The sequence below is a fragment of the Clostridium sp. CM042 genome (genome assembly GCF_055080995.1).
The window spans coordinates 273,578-292,415 of record NZ_CM143646.1 but is presented as its reverse complement, the minus strand read 5'-3'; the positions used below and the strand labels follow the sequence as shown (position 1 = coordinate 292,415).

19 protein-coding genes are annotated in these 18,838 nt (G+C 29.6%); 1 reads left to right on the top strand and 18 read right to left on the bottom strand.

The annotated features are described in order from the left end of the window. Positions 1-11: 11 nt before the first annotated feature. A complete protein-coding gene (locus ACWJJ7_RS01490) occupies positions 12-722 on the bottom strand; it encodes a pseudouridine synthase (RefSeq protein WP_462963617.1) in 711 nt (236 codons plus the stop codon). A 429-nt stretch (positions 723-1,151) separates the two neighbouring features. Here ACWJJ7_RS01490 and ACWJJ7_RS01485 point away from each other — a divergent pair, with 429 nt between their 5' ends. Next, complete coding sequence (locus ACWJJ7_RS01485) at positions 1,152-2,252, top strand: iron-containing alcohol dehydrogenase family protein (RefSeq protein WP_462963616.1); 1,101 nt, start codon at positions 1,152-1,154, stop codon at positions 2,250-2,252. A gap of 38 nt (positions 2,253-2,290) precedes the next feature. Here the strand turns inward: ACWJJ7_RS01485 and ACWJJ7_RS01480 are convergent, their stop codons facing one another. From ACWJJ7_RS01480 to ACWJJ7_RS01400, 17 genes are all read right to left on the bottom strand, one after another. Next, positions 2,291-4,303: a complex I subunit 5 family protein gene (locus tag ACWJJ7_RS01480; RefSeq protein WP_462963615.1), complete on the bottom strand. Its 2,013-nt coding sequence runs from the start codon at positions 4,301-4,303 to the stop codon at positions 2,291-2,293. A 17-nt stretch (positions 4,304-4,320) separates the two neighbouring features. After that, positions 4,321-5,766: a proton-conducting transporter transmembrane domain-containing protein gene (locus ACWJJ7_RS01475; RefSeq protein ID WP_462963614.1), complete on the bottom strand. Its 1,446-nt coding sequence runs from the start codon at positions 5,764-5,766 to the stop codon at positions 4,321-4,323. Between the two features lie 16 nt (positions 5,767-5,782). Beyond that, positions 5,783-7,255, bottom strand: coding sequence for a complex I subunit 5 family protein (locus ACWJJ7_RS01470; protein WP_462963613.1), 1,473 nt, complete (start codon positions 7,253-7,255; stop codon positions 5,783-5,785). 1 nt (position 7,256) lies between these two features. Further along, a complete protein-coding gene (locus ACWJJ7_RS01465) occupies positions 7,257-7,619 on the bottom strand; it encodes a sodium:proton antiporter (protein ID WP_462963612.1) in 363 nt (120 codons plus the stop codon). A 2-nt stretch (positions 7,620-7,621) separates the two neighbouring features. After that, on the bottom strand, positions 7,622-8,344 hold the full coding sequence (gene mbhE, locus ACWJJ7_RS01460) for a hydrogen gas-evolving membrane-bound hydrogenase subunit E (RefSeq protein ID WP_462963611.1): 723 nt from the start codon (positions 8,342-8,344) through the stop codon (positions 7,622-7,624). Beyond that, positions 8,341-8,580 carry a hydrogenase subunit MbhD domain-containing protein gene (locus ACWJJ7_RS01455; RefSeq protein WP_462963610.1) on the bottom strand — a complete coding sequence of 80 codons (240 nt, stop codon included), beginning with the start codon at positions 8,578-8,580 and terminating at the stop codon, positions 8,341-8,343. Before ACWJJ7_RS01455 ends, mbhE begins: the two co-directional genes overlap by 4 nt. After that, positions 8,567-8,887, bottom strand: coding sequence for a monovalent cation/H(+) antiporter subunit G (mnhG, locus tag ACWJJ7_RS01450; RefSeq protein ID WP_462963609.1), 321 nt, complete (start codon positions 8,885-8,887; stop codon positions 8,567-8,569). The genes ACWJJ7_RS01455 and mnhG overlap by 14 nt, the downstream gene beginning before the upstream one ends. Beyond that, positions 8,884-9,153: a monovalent cation/H+ antiporter complex subunit F gene (locus ACWJJ7_RS01445; protein WP_462963608.1), complete on the bottom strand. Its 270-nt coding sequence runs from the start codon at positions 9,151-9,153 to the stop codon at positions 8,884-8,886. The genes mnhG and ACWJJ7_RS01445 overlap by 4 nt, the downstream gene beginning before the upstream one ends. After that, on the bottom strand, positions 9,146-9,622 hold the full coding sequence (locus tag ACWJJ7_RS01440; protein ID WP_462963607.1) for a Na+/H+ antiporter subunit E: 477 nt from the start codon (positions 9,620-9,622) through the stop codon (positions 9,146-9,148). Before ACWJJ7_RS01440 ends, ACWJJ7_RS01445 begins: the two co-directional genes overlap by 8 nt. A 360-nt stretch (positions 9,623-9,982) precedes the next feature. Then, positions 9,983-11,971 (bottom strand): sigma-54-dependent Fis family transcriptional regulator, encoded by a 1,989-nt coding sequence (locus ACWJJ7_RS01435; protein WP_462963606.1) that lies wholly within the window; start codon positions 11,969-11,971, stop codon positions 9,983-9,985. Positions 11,972-12,197: 226 nt separating this feature from the next. Continuing rightward, entirely contained in the window at positions 12,198-12,527 is a 330-nt protein-coding gene (locus ACWJJ7_RS01430) for a single-stranded DNA-binding protein (RefSeq protein WP_462963605.1), read from the bottom strand. Positions 12,528-12,642: 115 nt separating this feature from the next. Then, positions 12,643-13,818, bottom strand: a complete 1,176-nt coding sequence (locus tag ACWJJ7_RS01425; protein ID WP_462963604.1) for an ABC transporter permease — start codon at positions 13,816-13,818, stop codon at positions 12,643-12,645. A 47-nt stretch (positions 13,819-13,865) separates the two neighbouring features. Then, complete coding sequence (locus ACWJJ7_RS01420) at positions 13,866-15,104, bottom strand: ABC transporter permease (RefSeq protein ID WP_462963603.1); 1,239 nt, start codon at positions 15,102-15,104, stop codon at positions 13,866-13,868. A 20-nt stretch (positions 15,105-15,124) separates the two neighbouring features. Continuing rightward, the gene (locus ACWJJ7_RS01415; protein ID WP_462963602.1) at positions 15,125-16,063 is read right to left on the bottom strand and encodes an ABC transporter ATP-binding protein; all 939 of its coding nucleotides are present in this window, start codon (positions 16,061-16,063) and stop codon (positions 15,125-15,127) included. A gap of 134 nt (positions 16,064-16,197) precedes the next feature. Further along, the gene (locus ACWJJ7_RS01410; RefSeq protein ID WP_462963601.1) at positions 16,198-16,854 is read right to left on the bottom strand and encodes a response regulator transcription factor; all 657 of its coding nucleotides are present in this window, start codon (positions 16,852-16,854) and stop codon (positions 16,198-16,200) included. A 14-nt stretch (positions 16,855-16,868) separates the two neighbouring features. Beyond that, complete coding sequence (locus ACWJJ7_RS01405; protein WP_462963600.1) at positions 16,869-18,059, bottom strand: histidine kinase; 1,191 nt, start codon at positions 18,057-18,059, stop codon at positions 16,869-16,871. 38 nt (positions 18,060-18,097) lie between these two features. Further along, positions 18,098-18,733: a HutD/Ves family protein gene (locus ACWJJ7_RS01400; RefSeq protein ID WP_462963599.1), complete on the bottom strand. Its 636-nt coding sequence runs from the start codon at positions 18,731-18,733 to the stop codon at positions 18,098-18,100. Positions 18,734-18,838 lie beyond the last annotated feature (105 nt).

The following is an 18,838-nucleotide window of genomic DNA, read 5'->3' as shown; positions in this document are numbered from 1 at the left end:
GCATCATTTAATTATAGATTTTTCAAATATTTTATTTCATCTTCAGTCAAGTTTCTCCATGAACCTTTTTCCATATTTCCTAATAAAATATTGCCGACAGAAACCCTTTTTAATGCGATAACTGGATGGCCAATTGCATCACACATTTTTCTGATTTGACGATTTTTTCCTTCATGTATAGTAATTGTAGCCCAGCAGTTGAATCCGACCCTCTTAGTCATTTCAAAATCCGCTTTCGCTGTAATGTATCCGTCAATATCTATTCCATTACAGAACTTAGATATTTCTTCCTCATTTGGGCATCCTTCTAGTATTGCTAAATAAACTTTATTAATTGCTTGTCTTGGGTGAATCACCTTATTATAGATATCTCCGTCATTCGTTAATATAATTAACCCACATGTATCATAATCCAACCGTCCTATGGGATATATTCTTTCTTTTACATTCACTAAATCTATAATAGTTTTTCTTTCTTTTTCATCCTTTACAGTAGATACTATACCTTCTGGTTTATTTAATGCAATATAAACTTTATTTTCTTCTATATTGATAGTTTTATTATCCACATGTACCGTATCTTTTTCAGGGTCAATTTTATTACCAAGTTCTGTAACCATTAAATCATTTACTTTTACTCTTCCTTGCGTAATTATTGCCTCACACTTTCTTCGTGACGCCACACCACATCTTGCCATAAATTTTTGTAATCGTTCTTCCACTATATCACTTCCTAATATTATTTTAGTTACTGTATAAATATATATCTCCTATTAAAAAAATTTTTAAAAACTAAATTTTCCTTAACAAATGAATAACACTATAAATGTATTTTTTTCGCCAAGTAATTCTAAGCAAATTTTATAATCTATTATAAAATAAAATTGATTTAAAGTTCAACTTAATATATATAAATAGTTCTTCACAGTAAGTATATAAGTATATTAATAAAAAATCAATTGTTGAAAAATTTTTTTTTATTTTATACCACAAGCATAGTCAATTAATTCAATATATTTCCAAGGAAATATATTGAATTAATAACGTTAAAATAACGAATCAGTTACTAGTATATTTGACTTGTTATTTATTTTAATGTGACTAATGCTATAATATATACAAAATGTACTATTATAAAAGGAGGATATACTATGAATTTTATTAATTACTACATGCCGACAAAAATATTACTAGATGAAGACGTAGTACTAAAAAACAGCAACTTGTTTTATACTTATGGAAAAAAAGCTTTAATCGTTACTGGTAAAACCTCTTCAGTCATTAATGGATCACTAAAAGATGTTACTAATGCATTGGAAAAAGAAGGAATTGCCTATGAGATCTTTAATGATGTAGAAGAAAATCCCTCTTTAGAAACTGTAGAAAACATTTCAAGACTTGGAAAAACACAAAAATCTAAATTCATTATTGGTATTGGAGGGGGATCTCCCATTGATGCCGCAAAAGCAGCAGGTGTCTTAATAAACAACCCAAATGCTACAAGATATAATTTATTTGATAGTCCACATTTAAAATCTATACCTGTGATTGCCGTACCAACCACAGCTGGAACAGGAACTGAAACAACTCCTTATTCTATAGTTACAGATAATGAACTACAAACAAAGCATGGTATATGTCAAAAGGTATTTCCTGAATATGCTCTACTGGATGTAAAATATCTAATGTTTTTGCCAGAGGAAATAACTATTAATACTTCAATAGACGCTTTATCACATTTAATAGAAGGATATTTGTCAACAAACGCAAGTATATTAAGTGATGCTTTAGCAGAAAAGGGATTGAAGTTATTTGGTGAATGTCTAAATATGATAAAAGAAAAAAATTTCACCTACACTATAAGAAAAAAACTAATGGTAGCTTCTACTTTGGCTGGTATGGTTATAGCGCAAGCTGGAACATCTCTTCCACATGGAATGGGTTATGCTCTTACATATTTTCATAATATACCACATGGTAAAGCAAATGGAGTACTTTTAAAGTCATATTTAGAATTTTGCACCAATAAAAGTAAAGTTAAAAAGATTTTATATCTATTAACCCTAGAAAATTTAGATGAACTTGGCTATTTTTTAAACTCTATGCTTGGTGATGTAAATAGTGTAACTTATGAAGACATATGTTCTTATAGTGACAAAATTACCTTAAATAATAATAAGTTAAAAAATCATCCTACACCTGTAAGGCTAGAAGATATACTTAATATTTATAAGAATAGTTTGAAATTATAAATATTCTAAAAAAAAGCAAATAAATATTTGCTTTTTTTTTAGGACATTAAAAATAATAAACACACTACGAGTAGAATACCAAATATAAATAGTGAGTACGTTAAGCTATTCATGTTATACCCTATTTCTGCTATTTTTGATTTTATATTTATAATTTCTGACTTTTCCTCCTCCCTAGCAATTTTACATTTGTTAATATCTTGAGTACTAAATAAATTATCAAATCCGCTTCTCATTCTTCTTATAATAGATTTTCCATAATCAATTTCCCTTTTACTAATTGAATCAATACTGCCCCCTATAAAAGTAACACTATTAACTACTGAACGGTCAATTATATGAAAAATAAAGCAACTAATAAAAATGATACTTTTTCCTAGGGGCTTATATATATGTTTTTCTAAACTTATCCAATTTAAAGTTGGGTTAACATAATACCAATTAGTACCTTCGCCCTTTTTTAACACTTTTCTTATGAATCCCGTATAAATTACGATACCAATTAATATTATTATAAAGGAGCTTTTAATATTATTAAAAGTGTAGAAATTAACGGCTATTGGTTGTGCATTTCCAAATGTCTTTAAAGCCTTATCTAACACATGTAATATTACACTCGGATTAAGTCCAATATAAATACTCATTAAACTAAATATAACCATTGGTAAAAGTGTCATTCTTGTTATCTTTGCTTTTGCTTTTTCAATGTTTTGATTGCTTTTTTCTATAAATACAGCTACAAATATTTTTAGTAAATAGGCTACAGTAAAACTACTACTTATTATAAACACAATTTCACATGTTTTAAAAAACATTCCCCCATACATATGCTCAGCGTAAATAAGTGCCTCATGTAACATAGTTTTACTAGTAAAGCCATTGAAACCAGGCATCCCTATTACTGATAGAACGCCTATAAAAAATATTATCTTTAATACATGTTTATTAATTCCAAAGCCACCAATTTTATTTATGCTAACCTCATTTAGCACTAAATATATGGTTCCTGTACCCATAAATAATAAGGCTTTAAAAATTCCATGATTTATAACATGATACAATGTACCATAAATAGCTATAGTCCTATGCTCTTTCAAAATTCCTATGAGTCCTATTCCAACAAGAATATAGCCAATTTGACTCATGCTACTATATGCAAGAATTCTTTTTATGTTTCTCTGCATCATGGCTAGAAAACCACCAATGAACATATTTAGAAGACCTATCACTAGAATAATAATAGAAATCATAAAATCTCCACTCATAATTACTTCAATAGTTAATATAATTCCAAATATACCGGTCTTAGCTAAAACTGCAGATAAAACAATAGTTGCAGGTGTTGGCGCTGCAGGATATGCCTTCGGTAACCATATGTGTAATGGTACCATTCCTGCTTTTACACCAAAACCTATAATAATTAAAGTTACGATAAGATACTTTACATCACCTAACTTGCTTACGCTAACTCTAAGTTCACTGATATCTAATGTTTGAGTATAATTATATAGCAAAAATAATCCCATAAGCAAAATAAGACCACCAGTTACTGCCATTATAATGTAAGTATTTCCTGCCTCATGCGAATAATCATCTTCATCGTTAATTATTAATACATATGATGTAAAAGACATAATTTCGAAGAAAGTAAACAAATTTAAGAAGTTTTCTGATATAAAAATTCCAATGGTACTTGCTAGGGTTAGCATAAAAAACAGATAATATCTATTCCTATTTTTAGGATTTTTTAAATACTGTGTTGAATATATTGTAGTTAAAAACCATATCATAGCTGTAAGCCAGACAAAAACATATCTAAACATATCCAATTTTAAATGAAGACCTGTACCCATAATATAAGGTATAGACACTTCTATTGGATGTACTACAACATATTTATATAATATAGTAGTAACCACAAGTACAATGGCAGTCATTACAATATTAAATATATCCCTATATTTTTCATTTTTTCTGCCTATAATGTAGCCTATTAAAGAACTAATAAATGGGAACAGCAAAATAAACAGTAAATATGTAGTCGATTTCAATATAATACCCTCCTTTCTTAAATTACCTCACTAGCAATTTTCTGAATAAATGAGATAAGCATATTAGGAAATAATCCAAGTAAAACAACTATAATGGTTATCATAACTATGGGTAGTAACATTTTTATTGGTGCTTCTTTAACCATAGTGTTCTCCCCTTTTTTGAAAAAGGATTCCGTTATAACTGGAAGAAGGTATAGTGCAGTCAATAATGCACTAATAAGCAATATTGCAGGAAAGACCATTTTCCCTTCTCTAAGTCCGCCCTGAGCCAGAAACCACTTACTAACAAAGCCATTTGTTGGTGGAATTCCGATAAGTGATATTGCAGCTATACTAAAACATCCCATTGTTATTGGCATCTGTTTGCCAATACCTCTAATCTGACTAATCTCTGTTTTTCCTGTAGTGTACATTATCGCTCCAACACAGAAAAAAAGAACAATCTTAATTACTGCATGATTAATTAAATGAAGGAGACCTCCAACAAATGCATCTTCATTTAAAAGTACCACACCTAATAATACATATCCTAATTGACTAATGGTTGAGTAAGCTAGTCTCTTTTTTAAATTTTCTTGATGTAATGCTAAGAATGAACCCATTAAAATTGAAATTACTATCAGAATACTTAAAAATATATTTATATGTAGCTGCCTGATTATTTCTGCCCCAAAGATAAAATAACTCATCCGTATAATAGCAAAAATTCCTGATTTTACAACGGCGACTGCATGAAGCAGTGCACTAACTGGAGTTGGAGCAACCATTGCTGCAGGCAGCCATGAATGAAACGGTACAAGGGCCGCTTTAACTCCAAAACCTAAAAACATGGAAACGTAACTTACCAAATATAGATTTTTATTATCATTTGTTAGTGCTGGTAAAATACCATGAGCATTAAATGTTGTATCCTTCGTAATGCTGAATAATAAAATCATTCCAAGCAAAACCAATGTGGCTCCTACAAATGAATATATCAGGTATTTTTTCCCGCTTTTTAACGCTTCTTTTGAATCTGTGTGAATTACAAGCGGGAAGGTTGACAAGGTAAGAAATTCATAAAAAGCGTAAAGCGTTATAAGATTTCCTGAAAAGGCAATTCCTATGGTTACCCCCAGTGTTGCAAGAAAAAAAGTATAAAATTTTCTTTCTTTGCCTTCGTGTTTCATATATTCCATAGCATAGAAGGTAGTGAAAATCCATAAAATTGCAACTAATAAAGAAAACAATATACTTAACTTATCTATTTTAAAATAAATATCTAGAAATTCATTTATTTTGAATAGATGAATTCTACTTTCTCCAAACACATAAAATATAGTAACTAGAAAAATAAAATTTAATATAACACCCATACTAACAAAGATATTTCTTTTCTTTTCATCTAATTTTAATGTTGCCATAATTATTGCTAATATAAATGGGAATAAAATTGGTATTATTATTGTGATATTATTCAACTGCGAAGCATCTCCTCTACTTAAATCCTAGGCTAATTAAATCTATAATACCACTAGATGTTAATCCCACGTAAACCATTGAAATCACTAGAAAAATTACAGGTATCAATTCTTTTACAGGTTTGCTTTTAGATTTATATACTTTATCTTGTATATTCTCTTCTCCAAAAAATCCATTTATTATGATTGGAAAATAATATACTGCATTTAATAAACTACTGAGCAATATAACTGCAACTAAAATTGTATCTCCAGATGCTATAGATGCTAAAGATAAGTGCCACTTGCTTATAAATCCAGGCAATATTGGAATTCCTATCATAGATAATGCACCCATAGAAAATAATCCTAAGCTTAGTGGCATTTCTCTCCCTATTCCCTTTAAATGTTCTAATGTTTTATGTCCTGTTTGCTCTATCATTCCCCCAACTAATAAAAACAAGGCTGATTTAGTTACCGAATGCCCAATAATATGGAATATAGCAATGGAAACTCCTAAATCAGTTCCAAGACCTATACCCAGAAATATATACCCCATTTGTGCCACAGTAGAATATGCTATAACTCTTTTTATATTTTTTTGAAAGATAGCAAAAACTGAGCCCATTATCATACCTAAACTACCTAATATCAATATAATATTCAAAACAGAATAATACTTAATTATTTCCATTCCATAAAGTCTATATAATATCTTAATTAAAAGTAAAACAAAAGCCTTTAAAACTAAAGAAGATAAAAGTGCACTTGAGGAGGTAGGTGCACTTGAATGGGCATCTGGCAGCCAATTATGAAGTGGGAACATAGCGCTTTTTACTCCAAGACCAACAATAAATAAAACTATAGAAATCAGTACTGCATTTGGATAATTTAAGTAGCTTTTAATTAATGTTTCATGAATGTAGTCTATATTCAAATGCCCAGTCATTGAATACAAATAAGCAATTCCCATAAGTACAAGACCGGATCCGAGGCAACTCATAATTAAATATTTCATAGTGGCTTTTATGTTTTCTTTTTTGTCTTTAACAATAATAGTGCCACAAGACGCAAGTGTTGCTACTTCTATAAATACAAAACAGTTAAACAAATCATTAGAATATACTACGCCGAGTAAGGAGCCTATTAAAATGTTTATAAGCAAATAATATAAAGCTACCTTCGATTCTTTGATTTCCTTTTCTATACTATAAATTGAATACCAAATTATCATAAGTGAAACAAATGTAAAAACCAAACCCATTATAGCCTCAATTATTCCAATGCGGAATTCAATTCCATAAGGTGCATTAAAATGTCCAATTCTATACAGATATCCTCCCTTATTAATAACAAAGATTAAATTTATCAATGCTAAAATCATGACTATTGTCATTGATATTAAACTAATACCCTTAACAATCTTTGTCTTTTTAATTAAAGGCATTATAAACGCCGAAATGAACAAGATCAATATAATTGTAAGCGGAAAACTCTCGATTAGGCTCATTTTAATCACTCCTCATATTAATAATTTCATCTAATTCAATGGTGCCGTATCCTTCATACAATCTCACTGTTAGTGCAAGGGCAAATGCGGTTGTACTGACTGCTACAACTATCCCAGTCAGCATAAGAGCAGATGGAACAGGATTGATGTAACCTTGAATTCCTTTATGCGCCCCTATAATAATGGGAGCATCTTTTCCTAAAATATATCCTTTTGCAATAAAAAATAAAAAAATTGCTGTATCCATTATATTCATACCAATTATTTTTTTTATTAAATTATTATGCAATAACAGTATTGCAAACCCAATTCCAAACAGTATGATTGCGCCAGTCTCATAATAATTATTTATTAATCCTTCCATAATTAAATTTCTCCTCTGTCAAATAAAGTGAAAAAAAAGTATATAGTAATTGCTACAATACTTCCTACTAATATGTTAAGTGGCAATAAAAATCCACCACTGAGTATATTACCTGGGGTTCCTAAACTAGGCTGCAGAAGCCCTAAATGATTTCCACCGGTTATAAAACTATACCCTTTTAATAATCCATAAAATATAATTGCTCCACATAGATAGGTTATTAATCTTGAGTAAGGTAATTTTTTATCTGTGAACTTTTTACCATAAATTATTCTATATAAGATGAGACTTGTACCTATAATCGTTCCACCTGCAAATCCCCCACCTGGGCTTAGATGTCCATAAAAAATTATATAAATTCCGAAAATCTGAATACAAGGTATTAGTACTTTGCTTACTTCTTTTAAAATAGTACTTTTTATAATAATATCGTAAGTACCTGTATCCTTAGAGTACCTTTCCTTCTTTAGAAGTAACAAAACTATAATTGAAGCAGTGAACAATACACTTGACTCAACAAAAGTGTCAAAGGCACGGTAATCTAAAATAATACCTGTAACAATATTCATTGCTCCAGTTTCTTCTGTCGCTCTATCTATATAATAATGTGCAACTTCATTATTAGCAGGATTATCATATTGTCCAAATTTCGGAAGTTCATTAACTCCCAAAAGTAAAATCATAATTAAAGTTGTTGTAATCCCAATAGATAAAAGTTTTCTCATTTCCTTACTCCTTTAACTCTTTTTAGTGTAAGTATAAATAAAATTGTAGTAATACCTGCTCCAACTGCGGCTTCAGTTATTGCTAAATCGGGAGCATTTAGCTGTTGCCATAGAATTGTCATGCTAAGGCTATAAACCATAAATACTATTATTGCACCAAGTAAACTTTTTATAGTAGAAACGATTACAGCAGAGCCTATTAAAAACATCAGCATTATCAAACTAAATATCTTCATGTTTTTTCACCCCATTTATTTTCGCAAGAGACACTTGCCGAGTATACTCAGCCTTAGCAATTAAGTGTGTGGCTGTTGGATTCGCAATCCATACAAATACAAGAATTAACACAATTTTCAAGCTAACCATACTTAATCCATTTAATACTACTAATGCAGATAGGCATAATATAGCCCCTAAGGTATCACATTTAGCCGCGCTATGGGCTCTTGTAAACACATCTGGAAATCTTATAATGCCTAGTGTTCCAACCATGAAAAAGAATAACCCTCCAAAGATAAAAATAGCAACAATAAAATCCCTCATATATTTCTCCCTTCTGAATTTTCAATAAATTTAGCTATTACAATAGAAGATAAAAAACTAATCAAAGCATATACTATTGCCACATCCACAAAATAAGTTTCATTAAGTAAAAATGAAACTATAAGAATAAGTACAATAGTTTTAGTGCCTATAACATTAATAGCAATAAGTCTGTCTGCTGCACTTGGTCCCTTAATTGCTCGCAGCATACATAAAAAAATTGTACCTGATAAAAATAAAATGGAAAAAATCAATAGTTTACTCATAAATGTCTTCCTCAACTTCTAAAATTATTTTTTCAAAATCTGAATTAATTAGCCCATTTGCAAATTCATCTTTCAAACAATGCACAGTAATTTTATCTCTATCCATTGAGATGGTTAAGGTTCCTGGGGTTAATGTTATAGAATTAGCAAATATTGTTTTAAGAAAATCAGATTTTATTTTTGTGTTAATTGTTACTATTTGTGGCGATATTACTATTTGAGGGCTCAAAACTATTTTTGCCACATTAAAATTGGAAACTATTATTTCTTTTATCAACATAATTGTGTAGGATACCCATTTTACAATATTTTTTTTCGGATTTACGTGTCTATTACTATACATCAAATCCTTATTTAAATTTCTAACTAATAAACTTATTATTATACCAATACAAATAGTTTCAACTTTTGCATTTGCTGATAGAACAATCCAAAATAATAAATATAAATATACAATTCCATAATACATTTTAAAAATCCCCCTATGAATTTTCACTTAGTTTCTTTATATATTTAAATAGCAACAAACATGCCAAATTTTCTTTTACAAAAAAATCAAGTTTATAACCCATTGATTTTCAACGGTTTATAAACTTGATTTTTTTGTTTTAAATGAAATTTTTGTTTTTTTTTAAAAGTTCATTATTTAAAATAGTACCAATACGGCACACTATATTGCTATAGCTAACGATTACATGTACCATTTCGAAACATTTGTATCACTTTGATACGATTTTTATAATTATATTAAATAGTAATGATTACTGTATTCTACACTGATCATTATTTATGTATAAATTCAACTTATTGCAGCGACCCAGGAGATGATTTAACTAATCTTATATTTTTCCATCTTTCTATACAATGTAGTTCTCCCTATACCTAATATTCTAGAAGCAGCTGCCATATTATCATTTACATCAATCAATGTTTGCATAATAGCATCTTTTTCGATTTGTTCTAATGTAAGTAGTTGCTTTGCACCACTTAATTCTCCAACATTCTCTTTTTTATTTATATAACTTGGCAAGCTCTTATTTGTAATTACACTATTATTTTCAGCTACATTTAATACTAGTTGCATAACATTTTGTAATTCGCGAACGTTTCCGGGCCAATTATAATTAATCATACTTTTATAAAAGCTTTCACTTATTTTTTTTATATTCTTTTCATTAGATTCACTGAATTTCTCATAAAAATAATCAATAAATATCTTGATATCCTCTTTTCTCTCTCTAATAGAATCAATATAAATTGGCATAACATTTATCCTATAAAACAAATCACTTCGGAATTTTCCTAGTTCAACTTCTTTTTTTAAATCTTTGTTAGTAGCCGCTATAACTCTAACATTTATTGGTATAACATCATGTCCTCCAACTCTTACTACCATGTGGTCTTCTAAAACCCTAAGTAAACTTATCTGAGCGTCTAAGGGCATATCTCCTATTTCATCAAGAAATATTGTTCCTCCATTTGCGAGCTCAAATTTCCCTGGATGTCCACCTCTTTTAGCTCCAGTAAAAGCACCTTCTACATACCCAAAAAGTTCACTAGAAACTAAATCACGAGGAATAGCTCCACAATTTAAAAATACAAAGGGCCTATCTTTCCTTCTACTAGCATTATGTATAGCTTGTGTAAACATTTCTTTGCCTGTGCCACTCTCTCCTTGCAAAAGTATAGTATCATCAGTCTTAGCCGCAATTGCTGCTAATTTAATAGAATGGGTTATACTTTGACTTTTTCCAAATATATCATCAAAAGTATATCTTGCATTAGCTCCAACAATTTTATTAATCATACTTAGAACTGCTTTATTTTCTTTAAAAGTAATTAACACCCCGCCTAAGTCACTAGAGCTAAAAATTTTTATAGGGGTAACGTTAACTATACAAGTTTTATTTCTACCCATTTTTGTAGTAAAATCTATTTCTTCCTCCTGATACTCTTTTCCATTATTCATAACATTTATAATATCCTTATCACCATTAGTAGATAAAACATCACTTATGTGCATATTATGTACATCTTTCCCACTATACCCCAATAGTTTTCTTGCAAATCTATTCATACTAATTATATCACCTTGATTATCTATTCTAATAATGCCCTCGGAAATTGATTCTGTAATTTGATGAAATTGTTCATTAACTATTTTTAATTTTTTGTTGTAATACTCTAACTTCATTTCTTTTTCTATGGCCATTGCTGCAGCTACTACCATACCTAAAGTATGTGGATTTACAAATTCATAGTTACCTGTGATGCTTAATACCCCTAAAACTCTGCCCTTTTCATTTTTTATAGGACATGCAGATGAAGTCCAATTATGATACTCATGTAAATAATGTTCACCACCAAGTACTTGTATTGGCTCACCAGTTATTAATGAAAGCCCAATAGCATTAGTGCCTATTACTTCTTCTTTTACATTATATCCATCCTGTAATACCAGAAATTTATTTTGCCCCATTAAGCTATCCTCTCCAATATGATCTAATACATATCCATCTCTATCTGTTAAACGAATCATAAAATCGGAATTTTGTATTATATTGTACAGTGTTTGCATAAATGGTTTAGCTGTATGTAATAGAGGCATAAATTCCTTATACTTCTTTTTTAGATCATCTTGCGTAAGTTCAATTGGAAATTCCTTTTTAAATGGATCTATATCATTCAATTTACTTCGTTCCCAAGACTTTGAGATAATATCTCGAAGTCCATTTTTATTTAAAATACCCTTTGAAACAAATAATTGCCACTTTTTTATAATATCTTTAGAATTACCAAGCAATTTTTTATTTGTCAAATAATTCCTCCCTCTCATAGCATTTCAATAGCCATTTTATATAATTATATGTCTAATTATATAAAATGGCTATTGAAAATATTGAATAAGAAAGAAAAAAATCTTTTAGCCGGTAAACTGCAGACGATTTAACTTATTCTCATTTAAATTGATATGACAGTAACCTCCAGAATTTTTTTGTAGATACTTTTGGTGATAATCTTCAGCATCCTGAACTCGATGACTATTATACTATTTGCTGTTTATTATCTAAAAATTTAAAATCCTCTGCTACAACTTCTATGCTATATCTTTTATTTCCCTCTTTATCTGTGTAGCTATTACTAGATAGTCTACCTGTTATAGCAATTTGACTTCCTTTTTTTAAATATTTACAAAGTGTCTCCGCCAATCCATTCCATGCCACAATGTTTATAAAATCAGCTTCAGGTTGTTTATCTTTATGTGATACTTTATTAATTGCCAATGTAAATCTAGTATAAAACCCTTTCCCCTCATTAAAATTCTTAAGTTCCAAATCTCTTGTTGTTCTTCCAATTATTGATACATTATTCATATAAAATCTCTCCTTTTTATTTACTAACTTTTTAAAATTGTTGACAATACGAAGAGATCTTATACAAACGATTTTATCAAACAAATGTTTATTATTCTTTTAAATAGTAATGCGCTTATACTTCAACCATTTCCTTTAATGCTCTTGATCCTGCTGTGAAAAAGACAAGTGCAAATAGAATTAAGACCCCTAACTTTGGAAAGATATCTATGACACCACTGTTTTTTAATGCCACATCATTAAGTGCAGACAATGCCCAATTTTGTGGAGTAAAATAAGCTATTTTCTTAAATACTTCTGGAAAAAATCCAAGTGGCATAAATGTTCCACTAATAAGACATGTTGGTGTTACTACTAAATTAACAATACCAACAGCCTGAGATTGATTTTTAGCATACCTTGATATTAATAATCCAAGACTTAAAACAACCACTATAAAAATAGTAAATATTAAAAATACTGCAAACATTGATTTTCCCCAATTTATATGAAAAATATATTTTGTTACTATTACCATAAGTCCTATTTGAACCCAACATAAGAATAGCATAGATAAAAGGACAGAGCCTATTATACTACCATTTTTATTTGGTGTTGAAATGCTTCTTCTTAGGGTTTTATTATTTCTAAGTTCCACCATTTCTATGACAATGTATATCATTGAGAACATAAGAAAATTAATTATAAGACTTGTAGATAATGAACCTGATAAAGTACGCGTTCCATCCTTTTTAATCTCTTCTATCTCCACTTTTGCCGGATTATTACTTAAAGAAGCATCTATTTTCCTTGAGATTTCACCATAGCTTGTATTTGTCACAATATCATTCTGTTTTATAACGGACATAACTTTATTTGAAAGAAGTCTTTGAGTTACAAAATTATTTACCTTTTTAGAAATAACAATGTCCACATTACTATCTGACAATTTCATTATGTCTAATTTCTTTAAACTACCATTTTCTAAATTTTCGGTGAAGCCTTCAGGTATAAGCAAAGCTAGTCCTGTCTTATTCTGTTTTACTTTTGTTTTAACCTCTTCAAGTTCTGATTCCTTAATTATAAAATTTTTATCTGTCTTTAATTCCTCTATAAGTTTATTGCCTAAGTTTCCCTTATCTTTATTAACTATTGTAATATCAACAGTCCCATTAAATGAATCTTTAGAATCTCTTGTAAAATATGCAATTGTGCCTACTACTAAAACCGGTATTAAAATCATGGAAAATATAGGTGTTTTCTGTTTTAACATTCTTTTTAAATGTAAAAATGCCATATAAATAACCTGCATTCTTTCCGCCTCCTTGCTCCTAACAATATTTTTTTCAAAATCCCTTACTATATCTGAACCTTCTCTCCCTTATTTAATGCTTTAAATATATTATTTCCTTCTATTTTTCTCATGAAAAATGCACCAAAAGCTATTCCTAAAATTCCAAGACCTAAGAGTACTATAATATTTACCGTTAGCTCTTTTAGACTTCCTCCAATCACTACTTTATTATAGCTATCCTGAATCCAGTAATTAGGGGTAACTTTAGCAATTTTCCTCATAATTTCCCCAGTATATTCAAGTGGATAAAAACTTCCACCAAGCATAGCAAATATCATAATTACTGCTGTAAAGCTTGCATTTAAATTTTTCTGGCTTTTATATAAGTTCATTATGAAAGCGCTAATACCTGTTATAGCAAAGGCATGTAGAATACTAATTAAAATCAGCTTCACATAACTGTCTCCAACGCTTATTCCAATGACCTTGCAAATGCCCATGTATAATGTAATATCTACTAGAGTTATAAAAAACACAAAACATATTTTAGCTACATACAAATTCCTCATACTTAAAGTGGTAGATTTTAATCTTGCAAATGTGCCCTCTTCTTTTTCTCTTATCATATTTTGTGCCCCTATTACTGATAGATAAAGGCTAATAAATGCTAACATTGAAATTGTAAAAATTTGCTCTCCATTAAGTTTCTTATCTTTAGTCATATTAACTGTATTTATAAAACTTTCACTATTTAATGTAAGCGTCTGAGTTATAACTGCTCCCTTGAGCATATCTATAGACGCTTTATCATTAACACTCCCGTCTATTACAGAAAATATATTCGCATTATTATTAAGTACCTGAACATAAGAATTTACTATATCAAGAATAATCTGTGATTCAATACCAGAAGAAGGTGACTTTAAAATTTTTATATTAATATTTTCACCCTTTTGAACCTTTTCTGAAAAACCCTTTGGTATCACTATTGCTGTTTCAAGCTTTCCTTTTTCAAGTTTAGTTTTTACTCCATTTATATCAGCTACATCACTGAGTTCTATAAACTTTTTCATATTATCATTTGTAAGAATATTCTTTAAAGGAGCCGTGTATGAGCTTTTGTCCATATCTATTAAGGCTACATTTACTATAGGAATATGCCTATCTGGATTAAGTTGTTTTTCATACATCATACCGTAAAGAACTCCTAATAAAAGAGGCATAATCAAATATATAAGTACATAAAATTTTATATTTCCTAAAAATACCTTGATGTCTTTTATAAACATCCTAAATGTTTTCAATTCTCCCACCTCCACATTTTTTAGTCTCTTAAGTTCTTTCCAGTTAAACTTAAAAATACACTTTCTAAGTTTGGTGAATCAACACTTATATTATTTATTCTTACGGATGAAGACATAAGGATCATAATAATATCCTGAAGATTCCTCTGCGAATTTTCAACAGTCAAAGTTAGCAACGGATCACTATATTTTATTCTCTTAACCCCCTCTATCCTCTTCAATTTTAATATGATTTCTTCTTTAAAATTATCTACAATAATTTCTAATTTTTCTTCATTTGTTACCATTCTCTTAATTTCATCTTTAGTACCGCTAGCAACGACCCTGCCTTCATCTAATATTGCAATCCTATTACACAAACTCTCTACTTCTTCCATGTAATGACTTGTATATATAACCGTTGTCCCATATTCACTATTTAAGTTTTTAGTAAACTCCAGTATATGATTTCTTGATTGAGGATCAATTCCCACTGTTGGTTCATCCATAATGATAATATCTGGATGGTGCATTATTGCCGCTGCAATATTAAGACGCCTTTTCATACCTCCCGAATATTTTTTTACTTTGTCCCTCGATCTGTCAGTAAGTCCCGTAGCTTCAAGAACCTCCTTAATTCTATTTTTAAGCGTGTTTCCCTTTAATCCATACATGCTACCCCAAAATACAAGATTATCATATGCATTTAAATTCTCATATAGTGCCACCTCCTGTGGGATAAATCCTATGTGTCTTTTAGCTTCCACAGGCTTTTTATTTATGCAATTATCAAAAATTCTTATATCTCCACTATCAGCTTTTAATAACCCACAAATCATTGATATAAGTGTGGATTTCCCAGCACCATTAGGCCCAACCAGCCCAAACAACTCTCCTTTTTCTATATTAAGATTTATACTATCAACAGCTAATTTGTCCTCATATCTTTTTGTTACATTATTTATCTCAATTATTGACAAGCTCAACACCCCTTTAAATAATCTTTTTATATTTATATTATATAAATTTCCAATAACTATAGCCATTGAGTTAAGTAATGACTATAAAAAATTGACCATTACTTAAGTCATGTTCTTAAGTAATGGTCATAAAATTAAAAATTCACTAAAGAATTTTTAAGTGCAAAAATTGCTATTTGAGTTCTATCTCTTAATTTAAGCTTTGATAGTATTTCTGTAATATGATTTTTTACTGTTCCCTCTGTAACAAAAAGATTACTAGCAATTTCTTTGTTTGTAAGTCCTGTCCCAATGCCAATTATAAATTCTACTTGTCTTGAAGTCAGCTTATATTTATCCATAATATTACTCAGCGTATTTTTGGAACTAGCCTGAGTATTATTTATTATTTTGGCCGCTACCTCAGGATGCATAACTACATTGCCTCTATACACGCTTCTAATACCATCCATAATAATATCATAGGATGTATCTTTTAGAAGATAGCCACTTGCACCATACTTCATAGCATCATATATATACTCATCATCTTTAAATGTAGTTAATATTAGAATTTTTATATCCTTAAATTCACTTTTTATAAGCTTGGTACCCATAACTCCATCACACAAGGGCATTCTTATATCCATAAGTACTACATCCACTTTTTCATTTCTACATAATTTTAGAGCTTCTTCTCCGTTACCACATAGCCCAACCACATTTATTTCTGAATTAGCACTTAATATAATCTTTAACCCTTCTCTTATAAGTGCTTCATCATCTGCAATCGCTATATTAATCTTTTCCAAAGTCTTCCCCCTTATTACTTTATCAAACTCTCTATTTTCGGTATAGATATATTAATTTCAAAGCCTTTTTTACTATGAACACTAACTTCTCCCCCTAGGCTGTTCACTCGCTGCTTTATTCCATTTAATCCAAAACCACTTTTAATTTTAAAGCAACCTTTTCCATCATCTTTTATATGTAAATATAACCTATCTTCTGAAAATTGAAGTGATATAACAACACTAGATGCATTCCCATGCTTGATCGAATTATTAAGTGCTTCCTGCATGATTCTATATAAAGTGAAGCTCTGATCTCCATTCAATGTCCATTCTTCACTAGAAACAATGAACTTCACCTTAACTCCACTAAGTTTTTCAAAATTAGAAGTAAGTTCCTGAAGTGCAAAAATCCCTTGATAACTATCAAAATCCGTTGGTTTAAGCTCTTTTACCGACCTTCTAACATTTTCAATGCCATTTTTAGTGAACTGGACTAAATTATCCACCATTTTTTCACCTTCATTTTGGTCATTTTTCATTACATAAGGAATTGCTTGAAGCTGAATAAGTAGTGTAGATAAGGTATGTCCAACGGAATCATGAATTTCTCTTGATATTCTATTTCTTTCTCTTAAAATAGTTAGTTCTTCTAATGTACTTGAGTACTGTTGTAATTTTTCATAGGTATCTTTTAAATTTTTCTCTGATATTCGTAGCTTATCATATAAGTGCTGTGCTTCACTTTTTCTCTCTCTTTCTTCTTCAATATATCTTCCCAAGACTCCAAATATAACTACAATTACCGTATTAAAGATCACATTAATTAAAATATAATTCTGCATCTTGCCATAAACTGGTTTACTACTTTGAACTACTACAGCTGCATATAAAAATGAAATAACTACATATGCATATGCTTTCGGAAGCATCAACGCAGCATCTAAAACTGAAATGAAATAATATATAAAAATAAACCCACCAAAACTATAATAGATTATAGAAATTAATACTAAATCTATAAAAAGAGAAATTATCACTGCGTATTTCTTCTTATATAAAAAATACATTCTTATCTGAGTATTCAATATATATATCAGCATACAAATAATGAATTTAGTCATAATATCCATAGAATATTCTCCCGTCATAACAACAGAAATTGCTACTAGAAAATACACTATATATTTAATTAATGCTAAAAACGGATAATTATTTTTTTCCAATTTACCACATCCAATTTCTATAGATATTACTTTTTAAATTATTTACAATAAAATATTGAAGCCCTTATAGTTTTAGACTCCTCCTGACTGCTACCTTGAATTTTAAATTCCGAAGTGTTTTCTTTCTCTGTTCTAGTTACTAACGCTAAGTCACCTTCATTAAGAGTTATTTTCTCATTTATTCCTGTATCTATTTCTATGTAACCTTTCACTATGTAAAACGCTTCTGTTATTCGAGAAATTTTTCCATCATCATCCATATTATTGTGTAACCTTATATCTTTAATCTCACCTTTATTAAAAGAAATGGATTCTAATTTTCCATTGTAACCTTGTGCCATCATTAAATTAAAATCTACAACTTTACCAAAACTATTTGTTATCCACTCTCCACTAAAGCTATCCTGCTGCAATGATTTTAACGTAGTACTATGATGCCCTTTATGTTCAAGAAGTAGTTCTCCTTCAACAATCATAATAATTCTAGATATTCCGGGTAAAGATGTAAATGTAGATTGTTCTACTTCAACCTTTGCAGAACTCATCCTCCATTTAAAATTACGATCAGCATATAGTGAATCCTTAGGATAAATATAAAGTTCAGTTGTTGTACCACCAGACCATTCACTTGTTTTATGTTGATCTTTCCTAATTATTTCTATATCGTAAGACATATATAAATTCCCCCTGCTATTTATCATATTTATATTTATATTCTATTTTTATTTGTATTTTCCTTTTATTTCAAAGGTAGAAATCATAATTTAAGGTCTACATTT